Origin of the sequence: Halomicronema hongdechloris C2206 (assembly GCF_002075285.3) — a bacterium.
In the GTDB taxonomy this organism is placed as follows: Bacteria; Cyanobacteriota; Cyanobacteriia; order Phormidesmidales; family Phormidesmidaceae; genus Halomicronema_B; species Halomicronema_B hongdechloris.
Window position 1 is genome coordinate 827,418 of record NZ_CP021983.2, and the last position, 15,467, is coordinate 842,884.

Genomic DNA, 15,467 nt, shown 5'->3' on the forward strand with positions numbered 1-15,467 from the left:
GTTGGAAACAATAATCAGTATAAAACTGCCCATTCGTAATACAAACACCCCACCGATTGGGGTTAATTCGGAATAGTTTGGAAACCTAGTAATCCCCTGTTTGTTTTTGTAAGGGTAAGGCCGGTTGCCCCACCGATTGGGTTAATTCGGAATAGTTGGAAACGAAGGACGCATTATTGATCTTACTGGCGCAACCAACCCCCACACCGATTGGGTTAATTCGGAATAGTTGGAAACCTTCGAAAGAAAAGACCTTTTCGGTTTCTATATCTGAATCTCCCCCCACCGAATTGGGTTAATTCGGAATAGTTTGGAAACAAAGTATCTACAAACCCAGCGGCGACCGCCCCCGGGCCCCCACCGATTGGGTTAATTCGGAATAGTTGGGAAACAAAGCTTGGGCCAGCTCTAAAGCACTGGCATCAACTTCCCCCCACCCGATTGGGTTAATTCGGAATAGTTGGAAACTGTTCAGGGTGTTCAATGGTAGTTGTTTTAGTTAGCCCCCACCGATTGGGGTTAATTCGGAATAGTTGGAAACGTTAAGTAAAAATTTTATTGAAAGAGTTCTTACCTTAACCCCCACCGATTGGGTTAATTCGGAATAGTTGGAAACCAAATACATCCAGTCATAGAGGCGATTGTAAGGCAGCCCCCACCGATTGGTTAATTCGGAATAGTTGGAAACTGGCTGCATCGTCGCCTGGTGAAGCTAACGGAGCAAACCCCCACCGATTGGGTTAATTCGGAAATAGTTGGAAACGGGGTGGTGACTAGCTCGTAGCAAGCAGTCAGCTCCCCGCCCCCCCACCGATTGGGTTAATTCGGAATAGTTGGAAACGGACTTAGGTACAGGGTTGTTTAGATGGACCTATTGGATCGCCCCCCACCGATTGGGTTAATTCGGAATAGTTGGAAACTTTTCCAAGATTTGGCAAATCAGCGGCGTGTCGTTGCCCCACCGATTGGGTTAATTCGGAATAGTTGGAAACAGATGTCACAACAAACCCTGAGGCCGCAGCATACAAGACCCCCACCGATTGGGTTAATTCGGAATAGTTGGAAACACTTGTCGGATCAGTAATTTACTGAGATCTCATCGCAGCCCCCACCGATTGGGTTAATTCGGAATAGTTGGAAACTGGGCCGGCGACTTGGTAGAGGTAACGGGGGTCCCTCTTCCTGTTTCCCCCACCGATTGGGGTTAATTCGGAATAGTTGGAAACCCACTGAAAAAGTTAGAGCTGTTATTGTTATAAACGATGGCCCCCACCGATTGGGTTTAATTCGGAATAGTTGGAAACTGTGGATTTAATGCTGCCGGGTCTCGTTATTGTTGTGAATACCCCCACCGATTGGGTTAATTCGGAATAGTTGGAAACCCGTAATGGCAATTTTGTTATTATCTAGGTAATGAGAAAATTCTTTCATAGCCCCACCGATTGGGTTAATTCGGAATAGTTGGAAAACAACTCTTGGGGATCGAGGAGTACGGAAAATGCTTCATCCCCCCCACCGATTGGGTTAATTCGGAATAGTTGGAAACTCGTTGCCGATATGCAATCGCAGCGGGCAGCTCTTCTCCGTCCCCCACCGATTGGGTTAATTCGGAATAGTTGGAAACGGTGTAGCCAGGATTAGAAGGGTGGTCATTGGTCAAGCCCCCACCGATTGGGTAATTCGGAATAGTTGGAAACTCACGTCAACCCATAAGATCGTGTCCACAGATCCATTCGCCCCCCACCGATTGGGTTAATTCGGAAATAGTTGGAAACCCAGACAGTTGTGCTTTTTGACGCTAACCGTGCCAGCCCTGGCCCCCACCGATTGGGTTAATTCGGAATAGGTTGGAAACGACTTCCCCCAGCGGGACGCCACAGCCTCTTGAGCTGTGCCCCCACGATTGGGTTAATTCGGAATAGTTGGAAACCTATGCCTTCTTCAGTTATGGCGACGCCATGTTCCTGACCCCCCCACCGATTGGGTTAATTCGGAATAGTTGGAAACTACTTCCTCTAGTTCAACATATCCCGATGTAACCAACCCCCACCGATTGGGTTAATTCGGAATAGTTGGAAACCCTCGCGCATCCACAGTAGGCTTTAGCAAATTTACCTCGATTGCCCCCACCGATTGGGTTAATTCGAATAGTTGGAAACAACATAAAAATTTGTTTTAGTTCTTACACGCCTCAGTTTCATGCACCCCCACCGATTGGGTTAATTCGGAATAGTTGGAAACACTGAAGCCTGTCGGGTGGCCCAGCGCATCCACATGCCCCCACCGATTGGGTTAATTCGGAATAGTTGGAAACCGAGAGGCAGGACCAGCGATTGCAGCAGCAGGAAGAGGAACCCCACCGATTGGGTTAATTCGGAATAGTTGGAAACACGTATGGCCGGCCAGCAGGTTCTATGTCTATACCCCACCGATTGGGTTAATTCGGAATAGTTGAACAAGATCTCAAGTCGAGAGATCTTCAACAAATACCAAACTAGCCCCACCGATTGGGTTAATTCGGAATAGTTGGAAACCCACAGTCCCTAGGGGTTGAGGACGGAGCAGGTTTTCCCCCCACCGATTGGGTTAATTCGGAATAGTTGGAAACATGACTGACGCCCGGGACTCACCCGAATCCCGCAAACGAGCCCCACCGATTGGGTTAATTCGGAATAGTTGGAAACCCGAACAATAACTGTCAGGTCACCAAAGTCAATGTTGTAGCCCCACCGATTGGGTTAATTCGGAATAGTTGGAACTCAAGGCTATCGATTAAAATGCGCTCGATTTTACCCGCAGCCCCACCGATTGGGTAATTCGGAATAGTTGGAAACAACTTTGAGTCCACCAGGATACCATAACAGGAGCACTAGGCCCACCGATTGGGTTAATTCGGAAATAGTTGGAAACCAGTTCTTTTTATAAAAAAGTTCTCACACCATAAGAGAAAGTTCCCCACCGATTGGGTTAATTCGGAATAGTTGGAAACGTGGTAGGAAAAGTCGCAGCAAATGGCGCGGCACCCCCACCGATTGGGTTTAATTCGGAATAGTTGAAACGTCTCCGGGTTTGTAGGGTTTTTCCTTCCTGTTATCTATATCCCCCCCACCGATTGGGTTAATTCGGAATAGTTGGAACGTACAAGCAGCGGCTTCATTTGCAAGTTTACTGACTTCACCCCACCGATTGGGTTAATTCGGATAGTTGGAAACGCATCATTCCATAGTCGATCTGGTCAACTGCCCATTAGGTTAGGCACCCACCGATTGGGTTAATTCGGAATAGTTGGAAACATGAATTCCTGCTAAGTCAAGATTTGGTAGTTCCGACAGGCCCCACCGATTGGGTTAATCGGAATATTTGGAAACCAAACGATCGAAGTTGCTGATATTTCAGCGTTGAAAGCGCTCCCCCACCGATTGGGTTAATTCCGGAATAGTTGGAAACGGTCGTGATTGGTCGCTACGCGGCTGAGGGTGCTCTTTACCCTACCCCACCGATTGGGTTAATTCGGAATAGTTGGAAACATAGGCAAAGGAGAGATCAACCCAAAGAGGACGTCGACCCCACCGATTGGGGTTAATTCGGAAATAGTTGGAAACTCAGCCCGCGACGAGCGAGCGAGGAGCACTATGCGCAGTACCCCACCGATTGGGTTAATTCGGAATAGTTGGAAACCGGTTGATGCCGCCATGGAAGGCGGTACCATAGTTTCGTTCCCCACCCGATTGGGTTTAATCGGAATAGTTGGAAACTCACCTGAATAGTACCCAGAGATTGTGCCTGATTCAGTCCCCCCCACCGATTGGGTTAATTCGGAATAGTTGGAAACACCTGGCATCGACACCTGGCCTGTCACTACAACAACTGGCCCCACCGATTGGGTTTAATTCGGAATAGTTGGAAACTCTAAAAACTGACCCTTCCGTCATCGCCAGCGTTTCACCTCCCCCACCGATTGGGTTAATTCGGAATAGTTGGAAACTGAAAATCCAGAATCATGAGGACACTAAGCAACTTGTCCCCACCCGATTGGGTTAATTCGGAATAGTTGGAAACGACTGGCGTTTCCCAATGGGCCGAGCATTTTCATGCCGGTTCCCCCCACCGATTGGGTTAATTCGGAATAGTTGGAAACGGGAAGTTCCTCAAAAGTACTATATGGATTTGACTCAAGCCCCCACCGATTGGGTTAATTCGGAATAGTTGGAAACCAAAATCCCCGGTATTCTTCTTCTTGGATGTGAACTTCTCCCCACCGATTGGGTTAATTCGGAATAGTTGGAAACGCCCTCTCCCGTTGGGGTTGGCGCATGATATATCTTGGCACCCCACCGATTGGGTTAATTCGGAATAGTTGGAAACATGGGGGAGCTAGGCCAGGAGCCGGTCGAAAACCTAAATATCCCCACCGATTGGGTTAATTCGGAATAGTTGGAAACGTCAGTAACTGAAGCTTTGATTGAATCCCCCTTGTTAGCCCCACCGATTGGGTTAATTCGGAATAGTTGGAAACGATTGTTAATTGGAGTAGAGAGTCCACTTTCTGCGGTTTGCAACCCCACCGATTGGGTTAATTCGGAATAGTTGGAAACCGAAGAAAAGAACGAGGGCGGAGGGCGGAAGAACGAGGAGATTAGAGTGAAGGTGCTCACAAATGATGAGCCTCTCACCATTGGACTCTTCCGTCCTCTCTCTTCCCTCTTCCGTCCTTCGGACCATGGGCGGAAGAACGAGGAGATTAGAAGAAAGATGCTCACAAATGATGAGCCTCTCACCATCGGACTCTTCCGTCCTCTCTCTTCCCTCTTTCGTCCTTCGAAGTTTGAGAGAGTAGGTAGGGTGGGCAAAATCAGGATATAGCAAGCCTAACTGAATTTAGAATGAGAATCGCTTACAAAGCCTATAGTCTATGGAATGCTGTTCGAAATTCAACTGTGATTGCTATAGATAACCCTCGCTGGTGCCTGTAAGCTTTGTTTGCCCACCAATTTTTTCAGCGGTGGGCATTGTAGTTTGAGTGTGGGTTAGCCAAGATTTCGGACAAGATAATGCCCACCCTACGAGCTCACTTTTTAACCAAATTCCTCCCTCTTCCGTCTTCTCTCTTCCGTCCTTTCAACTCCGATTGGGTTAATTCGGAATAGATGACGGCTCAAAGTCCCTCTCCCGCTCTGGGAGAGGGATTTAGGGAGAGGGAAAACTCAGCTATCAAAGAGCCTTCCTCCACGGAATTCGCCCCTTCGCATACCAGGTGGGCAAGCCAAAGATTGACCCTACCTAGCTAAGCTACCGATGCTGGGCTTACCCACCCTACAATTCCTGGGAGAGGGATTTAGGGAGAGGGAAAACCCAGCCATCAATGCGCTTTCTCACGCTAAGTTCGCCCTCTATCCCCTAACCCCCCTACGACTGCGCTCAGGGCATCGCTTTCTGCCAAAATGGGCGAAAGGGGAACCAGACCCATCAAAGACTACTCCCAACATGAGATAACCCCTTATAGAAAGGGCATTCTTACCCAAAGAACACCACTCGAAAACCCGCCCAATGACCTCCCATCCCACAGAAAAATGGGACATCCCCGAATCCCTACGTCGTCGCATGGTCGAAGTAGCCCGCGACCTACGACAACAGCAGACCCCATCAGAAGAAAAACTTTGGCAACAGTTACGACGCAAGCAACGCGGTTATAGAGTGCGGCGACAACAGCCTATCGGTCCCTTTATCGTAGACTTCTACATATCCCAAGCTCGACTCGTGATCGAAGTTGATGGTGCCGTTCACACTCAACACATTGAAAAAGACAAACAACGGCAAGACCTTTTAGAAGAACTCGGATTAACCGTTCTCCGCTTCTCTACAACCGCAGTAGAGCAAACCTTATCAGAAGTCTTAGAGCAGATCGATACTTACGTTCAAATCCTGACAACTCAGACAAATATTTAGTAACCTTCAAAGCCCCTCTCCCCTGGTTGACTGACAAAAGATTCTGCATTGGGCGCGGAAACCGCGCCCTTACCAGATTGCTGTAGGGGGCAGGTTCCCTGACCCTTTGGATAGTCTGGGTTCTAGCAGGTTTTGTCAGTCAATGAGCCCTCTCCCGCTCTGGGAGAGGGATTTAGGGAGAGGGAAAACTCAGCTATCAAAGAGCCTTCCTCCACCGAATTCGCCCCTTCACATACCAGGTGGGCAAGCCAAAGATTGACCCTACCTGGCTAAAGCTATCGATGCTGGGCTTAGCCACCCTACGATTCCTGACTGGTCCCGTATTAGGATCAATACAACCCTTCAGACCCTTGAGCCATGCCTCAAACTGCAACCGACTACAAACATATTGTCCTCGATGAAAACCAAGTGCCCTTAATCGAAGGCAGCACACTAAAAGTGATTGAAATTGTCATGGCCCAAAGAGCTTATGGCTGGACTCCTGAAGGGGACCTCGATTAATCAGTTTTCTTTAGCTAATGGCGTCTCATTTGAGACCGTCAAGGTGACTCAAAGAGAGTCCGAGACATTCCACCGAAAAAAGCTTCCCATTTTGACAAAAAAATAGGGTTGGAAGACCACGTTTAAGTCGATTTCCCGGCTTTAGGTCCGATTATCTTGCCAGTTCAGCCGATGCAGCACGTTGGGTTTCGAGACACACAAACCGCTTCAGGTTATACACCAGATTTTTCAGACCTAGCTGGGTCTGGGCACGGGCTAACCCGATGCTGCGCACCACCTTGCCACCCATGCTGGTGACGACATCTCCGAAGATGTGCTCCACTCTGGCACGGGTTTTGGAGCGCTCTCGATTCGCGGTTTTCTGGGCCTCGCTTAAGGGGCGATTGCGATAGGCCCGTTCATTTATATGCGGCTCAAACCCTATCAATTTCAGCACCTCGACAATCAGCACGGAGAGATACGCACTATCGGCCCAAAGTCCATCGCCGCTATTATCCGCATCGAGCAACTCGCCCAAGACCTGCGAGTCATGGACCGACGCATCGGTGACGCTGTAACGGCGAATGAGCTTAAAGCCGGCATCACTATTGATGTGGTTTTTGTAGCCGTAGTGGGACGTTCCATTTTTCTTCGTCCATCGGGCGTCAACATCTTTTTGCGCGAGCTGATGAGGGGTCTCTTGCCACTCAACGGGAACCTCACCCTGCTTGAGGGTTTGGTTCTCCTCACGGGTGTTGCGTTGTTTGGGAACTGGAATCAAGGTCGCATCCACAATTTGCCCATCCTTGGCGGCATAGCCTGCCCCTTGCAGATAGGCTCCAAACTGCTCGAACAACGCCTCCACCAAGCCGTGCTGCTGCAACTGTTCTCGGAAGAGCCACACCGTCGTTGCATCCGGGACTCTATCCTCAAGCCCCAAACCGAGAAATTGCATGAAGGACAGTCGGTCGTTGACCTGATATTCCAGTTCGTCATCGCTGATGTTGTATAGCTTTTGCAGCACCAGCATCTTGAAGAGTAACAGGACATCGGTGGGGTTACGACCGGCCTGGCTTTTGCGCGGTTTCTCTCGAATCTGCATCAGAATCGGACGAAAGGTCTCCCACGGCACCAGTTGATTCAACCGATTCAGTACCGCCTTCTTTTGCTCCAGTTTTTGCTGGCGCTCTTCGATATCCCAGAATCCCTGCTGTCCCATGGCCTGCGTGCTTCAACAAAACCGACCTTATGATCTCATACTGAGATCGCTCTGGCTATTTTTCGAGGTGCCCTGAAGAGATTTACGTTAACCACCGCAATCTAACCATGAGTCAGATTTATGGAGCACTCTCCTACTACTGGGATCACAAAGCAGACCTAGATGCTGCCATTGAAGCCGACCTTCAGGAGGCGGAAGCAATGCGCTTAGAAGCTGGCGAGTCCCCCTTCGTTGCACGACTGAAAGCTCAGGGCTTGTTGCAATGAGCCTCAGCTTGTATATGGACGAGAATGTTCATGGTGCCATCACCACAGGATTACGGATAAGAGAAGTTGATGTTCTAACCGTGCAGGAAGACGGCAGGGCTATTTCATTCTAAAAATGGCCTTGAGGGTATCTAGACCAAACTTGCAGAGTCGTTCAGCCTGAGCCATATTGGCGAACTCGTTGGAGCGATAGAGGTTGAGCGCGAAGTTTCGAGCGACGGCGAAGATTTGCGGCAACTGGTGCATACGAATGCGCGAAGCATCTTCTCCCTGGGTCACATCCCGGATATGATGTACCTTATTTTCAACGCCCCAATAGCCCCGAATGCGCCGAGCCAAGGATTCCGCTGATTCTAAAAACGAGGCGACATAGTAGCGGGTCTCAGTTTCTAAGTGAGGCTGCCCGCCCTTCTTGAAGTGTCGCTCACTCTCCACTCGAATGAGCGTCTTCAGCCCTGGCCAGGGCTTGATGTTATCGAGGGTGGTGCATAGGCTAACGACCCGCTTCTCCAGTCGCCCATGCCCTTTACTGACCTCGGTGTAGCTGTCCTCAGCGATAAAGTTGGCCTGAACGCTTTTGTGCAAGTTACCCTGATTGCCTTTGAGGGCACCCAAGTAATGATTGTCGGTGTCAAGGATGAGCTGACAGTTTTTTTGGGTGCTAATCGCATCAAAGGCTATCACCACCCCCTTCAGCGCCAGTTGCTTAATGAACTCGGGCAGGGCTTTGATTTCGTTGGTCTTGTGCTCTACCTGATAGGGCTCCAGAATCAACCCCCGCTCCACCAGATAAGCACTGACCAATAGAATGGCGGGATGAGGGGGAGAGTCAGGATTGTCAGTCTCCAGTTGATACGACCCGCGTAAGACTTTGCCATCCACCGCTAAGGTTTCACCGGCTAACGGTTCAATGCCAAAGAACCGAGCCAAGGCCGCCGAATACTGTCCATAGTCTAGCTTTAGCAGCACCCGGCGAATCGTGCTGTAGGAGGGAAGACGGCCCTTGGGCGGGTTGAAGAGGTCAATCAACTCGCTGCGGTAGCTTTTGAGCCAGTCGCCAATGGCCAGAAATCCACGATTACCGGCCGTCACCGCCAGGGTGAAGAGCGCCAGGCATAAGGCCATCTGATGTCGTTTGCCAGAGGCCTGACGGACATCTGGCAGGGCAACGAAGGCTTCGAGGATCTCGATGCGCTCTACAGCAGGCTCATGCCTCGAGTCGAGGGTAGTAGGGGTAGGGGGCAGACGCATAGACGCTAGGACCATTGGGATTAGCCTGAAACTCTAGCATCTTTAGGTCCCCTTGAGAATGAAATGGCCCTGGGAAGACGGACGTTCTGGCATGGCGGATGATCTCGTTATACAGCGAGCAACTGAGCTAGAGCGTATTGTCTTCTCTCAGGACCGAGATTTTTTAGTCGAAGCAAAACGGTGTCAAGAAGATGGCATCCGTTTCTCTGGAGTTGTCTATGGTCATCAACTTATGGTTCAGATCGGAGAATGTATCCGAGATTTAGAGTTAATCGCAACGTTAGGAGAACCGCAGGAATTTGAAAATAGAGTTCAATTTCTGCCGTTTTAGTGTTAACTAGCTGAAGGAATTAATTCGGCATAGATGACGGCTCAAAGTAGGTAGGGTGGGCAAAATCAGGATAGATAACCCTCGCTGGTGCCTGTAAGCTTTGTTTGCCCACCAATTTTTTCAGCGGTGGGCATTGTAGTTTGAGTGTGGGTTAGCAAAGATTTCGGACAAGATAATGCCCACCCTACGAGCTCTTCCCCTGACTGCCTGACACATCTTTTACTCTAGTCGGCAGGATAGAGAGCGGATGCGAGAGAACCAGATTTGGTCGTAATAGTCGTGCTCCGCTTTTTTGGAGGCAAAACAAGGCTCTGGGTCACGGACTAACAGCGCTATCGGCTCTAGAAGCTGTCGTCCTTTGTGAACGACTCCCTTAAGCCAGCGCAATCCAATCTTGAGGTAGCTGAGTCCGCGCCGCCAATGAGGGTCTACCTGCTGCCTAAGGCCTTCAATCTGAACCGCCATGCCAGTGGTTGTTCCATAAAGCAGTGCAATAGCGGCCACTAGATAAAGTCGCTCAAGGGCTACCGCTGAGCGGATTCGGGAGTCTTCAATCTCGAAAGCTCCTGATTTGCTATCCAAAAACAGCTCCTCTACTCTGAAACGCAACGCGTAGCGCCAGAGCGTCTGCAAGGTAGGCGGTTCATCGGTGATGACGGCCCAAGGCTCTTTGACGCCTTTAAGCGTCGCCAGCACGATGTTGCACTGGTGGGAGCCATCCTGCCACAGCCTGACATTTCGATAGAAAATCGCCTCGCCTTTTGGCGGCCACAGATATCTCACTTCAGTCGGATAACGCCTTGGCCCGTGCAGCAGGACATCGCAGGGCACTCGCAAGCAGTAGTGCCAACTGCTCGCTTGCAACCAACTCATCAAGTCGTGGTTGGCAAAGCCTCGGTCGGCCAGCAGCATTAGGTTCGGGTACTGCCTCAAAAGCCACCGGGCACGGCGCAGCAAAGGGCGGTATTCTTCAAAAGCCACCGTTGCACTGCCATGCTCAAGCACTCGCCACAGTAGCGGGACTGCTCGTCCGCAGCACACCACTGACAGGTGAATCATGCAGTATTGGTTCCACAGCACCGTTGTATCGAGTGCCAGATACAGCCGCTTGCCCTCCCACTGCCTCAGCGTCAGCAGCACCAGCGGTAGGTAGAGCTGATTTATCTCAACGAGCCGGTTGCCGAAAAATCGATGCCACCGCCGCTCGAAGCTTTGCGCTTTGTTGGCACGGCTTATCACGTAGGACTCCCAAGCAGGTGGGCTCAGCTCACCACTACAAATCAGGGCGGTGACCATCCAAGATAGGGCTTTGATATGGCGCAAGTCCCGGTAGTGGCTGTATTGACGCAGATAGTGCAGCAGTTGATCATAGAGCTGGGTAGAGCTTGGCATGTCGCTTTGGCCGTCAGTGTGGTAACTACAGCCTCGCACACGAGCTCTGCCTATTTCCTCTTTGTCCTGATATGACTACCTTTCAGCTACTTCTGTCAGGCACTCAGGCTCTTCCCTCTTCCGTCCTTCGAAGTTTGAGAGAGTAGGTAGGGTGGGCAAAATCAGGATAGATAACCCTCGCTGGTGCCTGTAAGCTTTGTTTGCCCACCAATTTTTTCAGCGGTGGGCATTGTAGTTTGAGTGTGGGTTAGCAAAGATTTCGGACAAGATAATGCCCACCCTACGAGCTCACTTCTCAACCAACCCTTCGACTGCGTTGCCCCTGCGGGGCCGCTACGCGAACAGGACAAGATTCCTCCCTCTTCCGTCTTCCCTCTTCCGAGGGTTGGGTTAATGCGTAACGACTGGAAATGTGCATGGTAGGGGCGCACGACCGTGCGCCCCTACATCGTCATCTATTCCGAATTCGCCCCTTCGCATACCAGGTGGGCAAGCCAAAGATTGACCTACCTAGCTAAGGCTACCGATGACGGCCTTACCCACCCTACAAGTCCCTTACTGTCGTCACCGGTACAGAGCTGCCCAGTGGCCACCTCACAACAATCCTCGATATCGGATGAACATGAGAACGGCCGCCCATGCCCCCAACGCCACCTTAATGGCCACTAGGATATTGAGCACGGGAATCCAGCCACCGCTAACCAGGGCACCCAGATCCCCTTGGGGCAGCTCTATCCCCACCAGCGTCAAGGCTGCCACCACAATGAAAATCAGCACCGACACCTTTTCCCAGGTAGCGGCTCGCCACCGCTGGTAAATCGCTTCCATCCACTTGGTCGACGAGGTAATGGCAATCAAGCCAATGGCCGTTCCGCCCGCGACTCCGGCAGCAAAACCACCCCCAGGGCTGAGATGCCCACGAATGGCCAGTTCAATACCGATGAGGGCGGCGATGGTAGCGCCCAATCGGGCCAGTACGATGGAGGGCGTGTCGGTGAATTGATAAATGGCACAGGACGGGGTCTCATCGGCTAGCAAAAACCGAACGCCCATGATCGCCAGCGTGAACACCACCACCTCAAAGATGGTGTCGTAGAGTCGATTCCTGAAGATGATGCCTGAAACGGTATTGGGCACCCCACTCTCTTGCACGATCGACTCGACGATGGAGAGTTCCGTAGCATCCATAGCCGGACTGGGGAAGGCCAACATTTTGATGTACAGCGCGATTCCTGCAGCCATGTAAACCCATATCATGGCTGTACCTCTGGGGAGTTGACCTCTCCGACACCAGTGGTGCGGCTATGGCTGTGGCCAACACTGGCAGGAGCGACATGGCTCAGACGAGCCAAGCTGGGGGATAGCTCTGCCTGCAGCAGTTCGTACAGCCGATGGACTCGGGTTTCTAGATCATAGGGGGCAGCAGTGCTGTCCCAGGGGCTCTCTAGAACTGGCACCCGGCAAATGGTGTGGACCTCTTTTGTCTTCAGAGCCGATTGCAAGGCTTGGAGATTGGGATAAGGGACGAGTTCCAGTCGCATATGGTGTCTACCTAGACAGGTGCGCAGGGTAGCCAGCAATGGCTCCCAAGCCTCACTCTCCACCGTTGGCCCTGAGTGGGAAGAGGCATCAGGGGCTAGCACTCCCAACCGCATGCTCAAAGACGAGCGCACCGCCACGGCATAGAGCGTAATGGAGAGCATAGTGCCGACGAGGGCTTCGGTTAAGGCCACATCGGCGGCACCGAAGAGGGCATACACTAGGGCCGCCACCGCCCCTAAAATGCCGCGGATGACTAACCCGTGGTAAGGATTGGTCTGGGTGACTAACATGCCAGCGGTTAGGGGCAGCAGTAGGACAATGGCCACCATGTACATGTCTTCAGCCATGATCACCTCCAGCGCTAGAGCAATAGGCCAACACATACCCCAGGACCGTATTCCAGATGGCCAGGGAAATCAGCGCTAACAATAACAGCGGCCATTCCCGCGGAATTTTAAGCAGTAGCCCCACCATAATTGCCATAGACCCTAACGTATCTGACACCGAGAGCGTATGGAGTTTAAATAATACGGAACGATTGCCTAATAGTGGCACAGTTCCCCAAAACCAAAAGGCGATGCCAATTCCAATCAACGCATAGCTGCAGGCATTTATCATACTTCATTCATCCGCCTAATAATATGAGCCAGTAGCATTAAGGCCGCGTTACCAACGCTTAAAATCAAGACACCGACCACCCCAATCATCCAATCGTCGCGCAGCACAGAGACCACCAAAATCATGATGGACGTTTTGGTGGCAATACTGGCGAAGGCCAATATTTTTTGCCAGGCGTTATTATCTTGCCAGGCCTCATAAATCGGAATCATTAAGGCAATCACCATTACCGAGAGGAGCCAGTTCATCAAGTCTATTATCTCCATTTTGGGATTACCGTCGGCGTAGTCGATGCACCTCATACCACCCTTCCTGGTGATAATTCACGGCGATGGTTTTCGGAGTAAAGGTAATCAATAAAATATCCAGAAAAACGAGACCAGGACTGCGATTTGGCCGTACTCGCTCTTGAGTAAACTCTTCGCGAGTATGAGGGAAAATCACCATCTCAATGGCTTCTATATAGGCCTTAGGAATGGCCACTAAGATGCGGCCAATAATGTGGAGCCAATCCCTAAGCACAGGGGTTGGCACGGGGTGCCTAGGCAATAATAAGGCGACACCAGTGCCAATGCCAATATTGGCTAAGCTGATATCGGATGTTAACAGCAGCCAAATGGTCAACCGTAATATCAGATCTAGACATCTAATCATGCCAGCACCATCCAGAATAGGGCTATTATCACTAAGCTCATGGCTCCGATCAAATGCTCAAACTCTTCTAGCACACGCGGCAACTTCAGCGTCGTTCTTTGCAAGACAGCACCATAGGCCAACCAACCGATAAGAATCGTGAGCAGAGGCTTGACAAGATTGGTCAGGGTGTAGACTTCGGAATGCACAGAATTAGCAATTATCAAGCCCCCTAGCAACACAATTATTGCCATCCAGAAACCAGATTTCACTGGGGCTTTAGTCTCGTCACCATGGGGTAGAAAGATAAATTTTGCAAATAAAATCGCCGTGCCTAAGGCGGCCAAATTCATGGCAATGACCTGCCAAGATACTAAACTCTTCATGGTCAGCACCTTGGCGCCGAAGCCGGATAATAGGGGAAACCCTGAGATCGAGAGACTAGCGATGACAAGCGCTATCCAGATTGAGGTCGGGATCCTCTGTTGCTGTAGTTGCTTCAGGTTGCGATTGGGTAAATTGCCGACAGTCAGAAACAAGGCCGCCTTAACTAGGCCATGGGTCAGGGCATAAAATCCTGCCGCCGCTGGTGCCGCTAAAACAAACCCCATTTGAGAGATGGTACTAAGGGCCAGCATGCGCTTGGTATCGCTCTCAAAGATGGCATAGCCGATTCCTAATAGTGCCGTGGCTACACCAAATAGACGCACGATGGGGGCGATGCTGTCAACCATCAGAGCACACCGGACTAGGGGGAAGACACCGGCCTTAATCACGACGCCCGATAGTAATGCTGACACTGGCGTTGCTGATTCGGAGTGGGTCAACGGCAACCACAGCCCTGAGATAAAAATCCCGCCTTTAGTCAGCAGCCCCAGCATGATGAGGGCAGTGGCTTCGGTGGGCGCGGATTGCAATCCAGCGAAGCCAAAGGATTGGTTGCCCTGATAGACCAGCACCGCCCCAATCAGGTAAAATAGCATGGCTGTATTGCTGACAAAGAGATAGCGTAGACCCACCCAAATTGAGCGGTCGCTACGGGGATAGGCAATTAAGAGGAATGCGGCAATACTAATGACCTCCAGGGCCACGTATAAACTAATAAAATCAGCACAGATAAAGGCCGCATTGACGCTGCCGTGCAGGATGATTATCTGGGTATAAAAGAAAGCTGATTTGTCACTGGACCAGCAGTAGAGAACGACGGCTATCGTGACCAGGGCATTGGTGACGATAAAAAAGCCACTCAGGGAATCGACAGTTAGCGTTACCCCAGCCTGATCGAGTAACTCCAGAGTGAGTGAGGCTGGAGCCAATAAGTGCCGTAAGCCATACCCTAGGGATACTAGGGTAACTGCGAGGGCAAGATGGCGAATGAGCTTAGGTAGGAGATATCCGCCGAATCCCAAGAATAATGGTAGGCAAATCCAGGCGACGGTGAAGGTGCTCATGGTGTGTTATTTTTCTCGATCTCATGGCTCTCTAGGGTGGGGTTATCCCGGGATAATTTCATCACCCCCACTAGCATCAGCGCCTGAATTGAAAACCCAATGACGATCGCAGTCAAAATGACGGCTTGAGGGACCGGATCGGCATAGGTCCGGGATGGAGCCTCTGACATGATTGGTGTGAAGGAACCTCCATGGGCTGCGACGAGTACGTAATAGGCAATTACGCCAGTACTCATGACGTCCATGGAGATGATTTTCATCATTAGATTCTTTTTCAGAATAATGCCAAAAAAGCCACAGAAGACTGTGGCAAAGATACACGCTTCTAAACTAGACAT

The 15,467-nt window shown here is 50.8% G+C and carries 13 protein-coding genes, 2 pseudogenes and 3 CRISPR repeat arrays (1 of these 18 only partly in view); of the genes and pseudogenes, 5 read left to right on the forward strand and 10 right to left on the reverse strand.

The features are described from left to right. A CRISPR array of direct repeats spans nucleotides 1-10; the repeat unit is 36 nt; it begins 1,345 nt to the left of the window's first position. Between the two features lie 2,195 nt (nucleotides 11-2,205). Continuing rightward, nucleotides 2,206-2,761: direct repeats of the CRISPR family, unit length 36 nt; unit sequence CCCCACCGATTGGGTTAATTCGGAATAGTTGGAAAC. 881 nt (nucleotides 2,762-3,642) lie between these two features. Next, nucleotides 3,643-4,595: a CRISPR direct-repeat array (repeat unit 36 nt; unit sequence CCCCACCGATTGGGTTAATTCGGAATAGTTGGAAAC). Nucleotides 4,596-5,547: 952 nt separating this feature from the next. After that, nucleotides 5,548-5,946: an endonuclease domain-containing protein gene (locus XM38_RS03895; RefSeq protein WP_202978819.1), complete on the forward strand. Its 399-nt coding sequence runs from the start codon at nucleotides 5,548-5,550 to the stop codon at nucleotides 5,944-5,946. A gap of 357 nt (nucleotides 5,947-6,303) precedes the next feature. Continuing rightward, nucleotides 6,304-6,432, forward strand: a pseudogene (locus XM38_RS25710) (DUF433 domain-containing protein); the annotation flags it as partial. Nucleotides 6,433-6,598: 166 nt separating this feature from the next. On the opposite strand, the gene XM38_RS03900 reads toward XM38_RS25710, so the two are convergent. Then, complete coding sequence (locus tag XM38_RS03900) at nucleotides 6,599-7,645, reverse strand: IS5 family transposase (RefSeq protein WP_080806623.1); 1,047 nt, start codon at nucleotides 7,643-7,645, stop codon at nucleotides 6,599-6,601. Nucleotides 7,646-7,752: 107 nt separating this feature from the next. Here XM38_RS03900 and XM38_RS25715 point away from each other — a divergent pair, with 107 nt between their 5' ends. Together XM38_RS25715 and XM38_RS29335 are read left to right on the forward strand one after the other, a co-directional pair. Next, nucleotides 7,753-7,911: a hypothetical protein gene (locus tag XM38_RS25715; protein WP_187329264.1), complete on the forward strand. Its 159-nt coding sequence runs from the start codon at nucleotides 7,753-7,755 to the stop codon at nucleotides 7,909-7,911. After that, nucleotides 7,908-8,009: pseudogene (locus tag XM38_RS29335) on the forward strand (DUF5615 family PIN-like protein); the annotation flags it as partial. The gene XM38_RS25715 and the pseudogene XM38_RS29335, both read left to right, overlap by 4 nt. 1 nt (nucleotide 8,010) lies before the next feature. On the opposite strand, the gene XM38_RS03905 reads toward XM38_RS29335, so the two are convergent. Further along, complete coding sequence (locus XM38_RS03905) at nucleotides 8,011-9,177, reverse strand: ISAs1 family transposase (RefSeq protein ID WP_202978820.1); 1,167 nt, start codon at nucleotides 9,175-9,177, stop codon at nucleotides 8,011-8,013. A 76-nt stretch (nucleotides 9,178-9,253) separates the two neighbouring features. Between XM38_RS03905 and XM38_RS03910 the strand changes: the two genes are divergently transcribed. Further along, a complete protein-coding gene (locus tag XM38_RS03910) occupies nucleotides 9,254-9,493 on the forward strand; it encodes a hypothetical protein (RefSeq protein WP_187329265.1) in 240 nt (79 codons plus the stop codon). Between the two features lie 219 nt (nucleotides 9,494-9,712). On the opposite strand, the gene XM38_RS03915 is transcribed toward XM38_RS03910, so the two are convergent. The 8 genes from XM38_RS03915 to XM38_RS03950 all read right to left on the reverse strand — a co-directional run bounded on the left by XM38_RS03915 (nucleotide 9,713) and on the right by XM38_RS03950 (nucleotide 15,467). Beyond that, entirely contained in the window at nucleotides 9,713-10,885 is a 1,173-nt protein-coding gene (locus XM38_RS03915) for a transposase (RefSeq protein ID WP_080809504.1), read from the reverse strand. Between the two features lie 594 nt (nucleotides 10,886-11,479). Then, the gene (locus XM38_RS03920) at nucleotides 11,480-12,142 is read right to left on the reverse strand and encodes a Na(+)/H(+) antiporter subunit B (RefSeq protein ID WP_080813283.1); all 663 of its coding nucleotides are present in this window, start codon (nucleotides 12,140-12,142) and stop codon (nucleotides 11,480-11,482) included. After that, complete coding sequence (locus XM38_RS03925; protein WP_080813281.1) at nucleotides 12,139-12,774, reverse strand: DUF4040 domain-containing protein; 636 nt, start codon at nucleotides 12,772-12,774, stop codon at nucleotides 12,139-12,141. Before XM38_RS03925 ends, XM38_RS03920 begins: the two co-directional genes overlap by 4 nt. Beyond that, entirely contained in the window at nucleotides 12,767-13,045 is a 279-nt protein-coding gene (locus tag XM38_RS03930; RefSeq protein WP_080809565.1) for a monovalent cation/H(+) antiporter subunit G, read from the reverse strand. Before XM38_RS03930 ends, XM38_RS03925 begins: the two co-directional genes overlap by 8 nt. Beyond that, nucleotides 13,042-13,293 (reverse strand): hypothetical protein, encoded by a 252-nt coding sequence (locus tag XM38_RS03935; RefSeq protein ID WP_080809562.1) that lies wholly within the window; start codon nucleotides 13,291-13,293, stop codon nucleotides 13,042-13,044. Before XM38_RS03935 ends, XM38_RS03930 begins: the two co-directional genes overlap by 4 nt. A gap of 25 nt (nucleotides 13,294-13,318) precedes the next feature. Further along, nucleotides 13,319-13,699 (reverse strand): Na+/H+ antiporter subunit E, encoded by a 381-nt coding sequence (locus XM38_RS03940; RefSeq protein ID WP_080809559.1) that lies wholly within the window; start codon nucleotides 13,697-13,699, stop codon nucleotides 13,319-13,321. After that, entirely contained in the window at nucleotides 13,696-15,129 is a 1,434-nt protein-coding gene (locus tag XM38_RS03945) for a cation:proton antiporter (RefSeq protein WP_080809556.1), read from the reverse strand. Before XM38_RS03945 ends, XM38_RS03940 begins: the two co-directional genes overlap by 4 nt. After that, nucleotides 15,126-15,467, reverse strand: coding sequence for a cation:proton antiporter subunit C (locus XM38_RS03950; protein ID WP_080813279.1), 342 nt, complete (start codon nucleotides 15,465-15,467; stop codon nucleotides 15,126-15,128). Before XM38_RS03950 ends, XM38_RS03945 begins: the two co-directional genes overlap by 4 nt.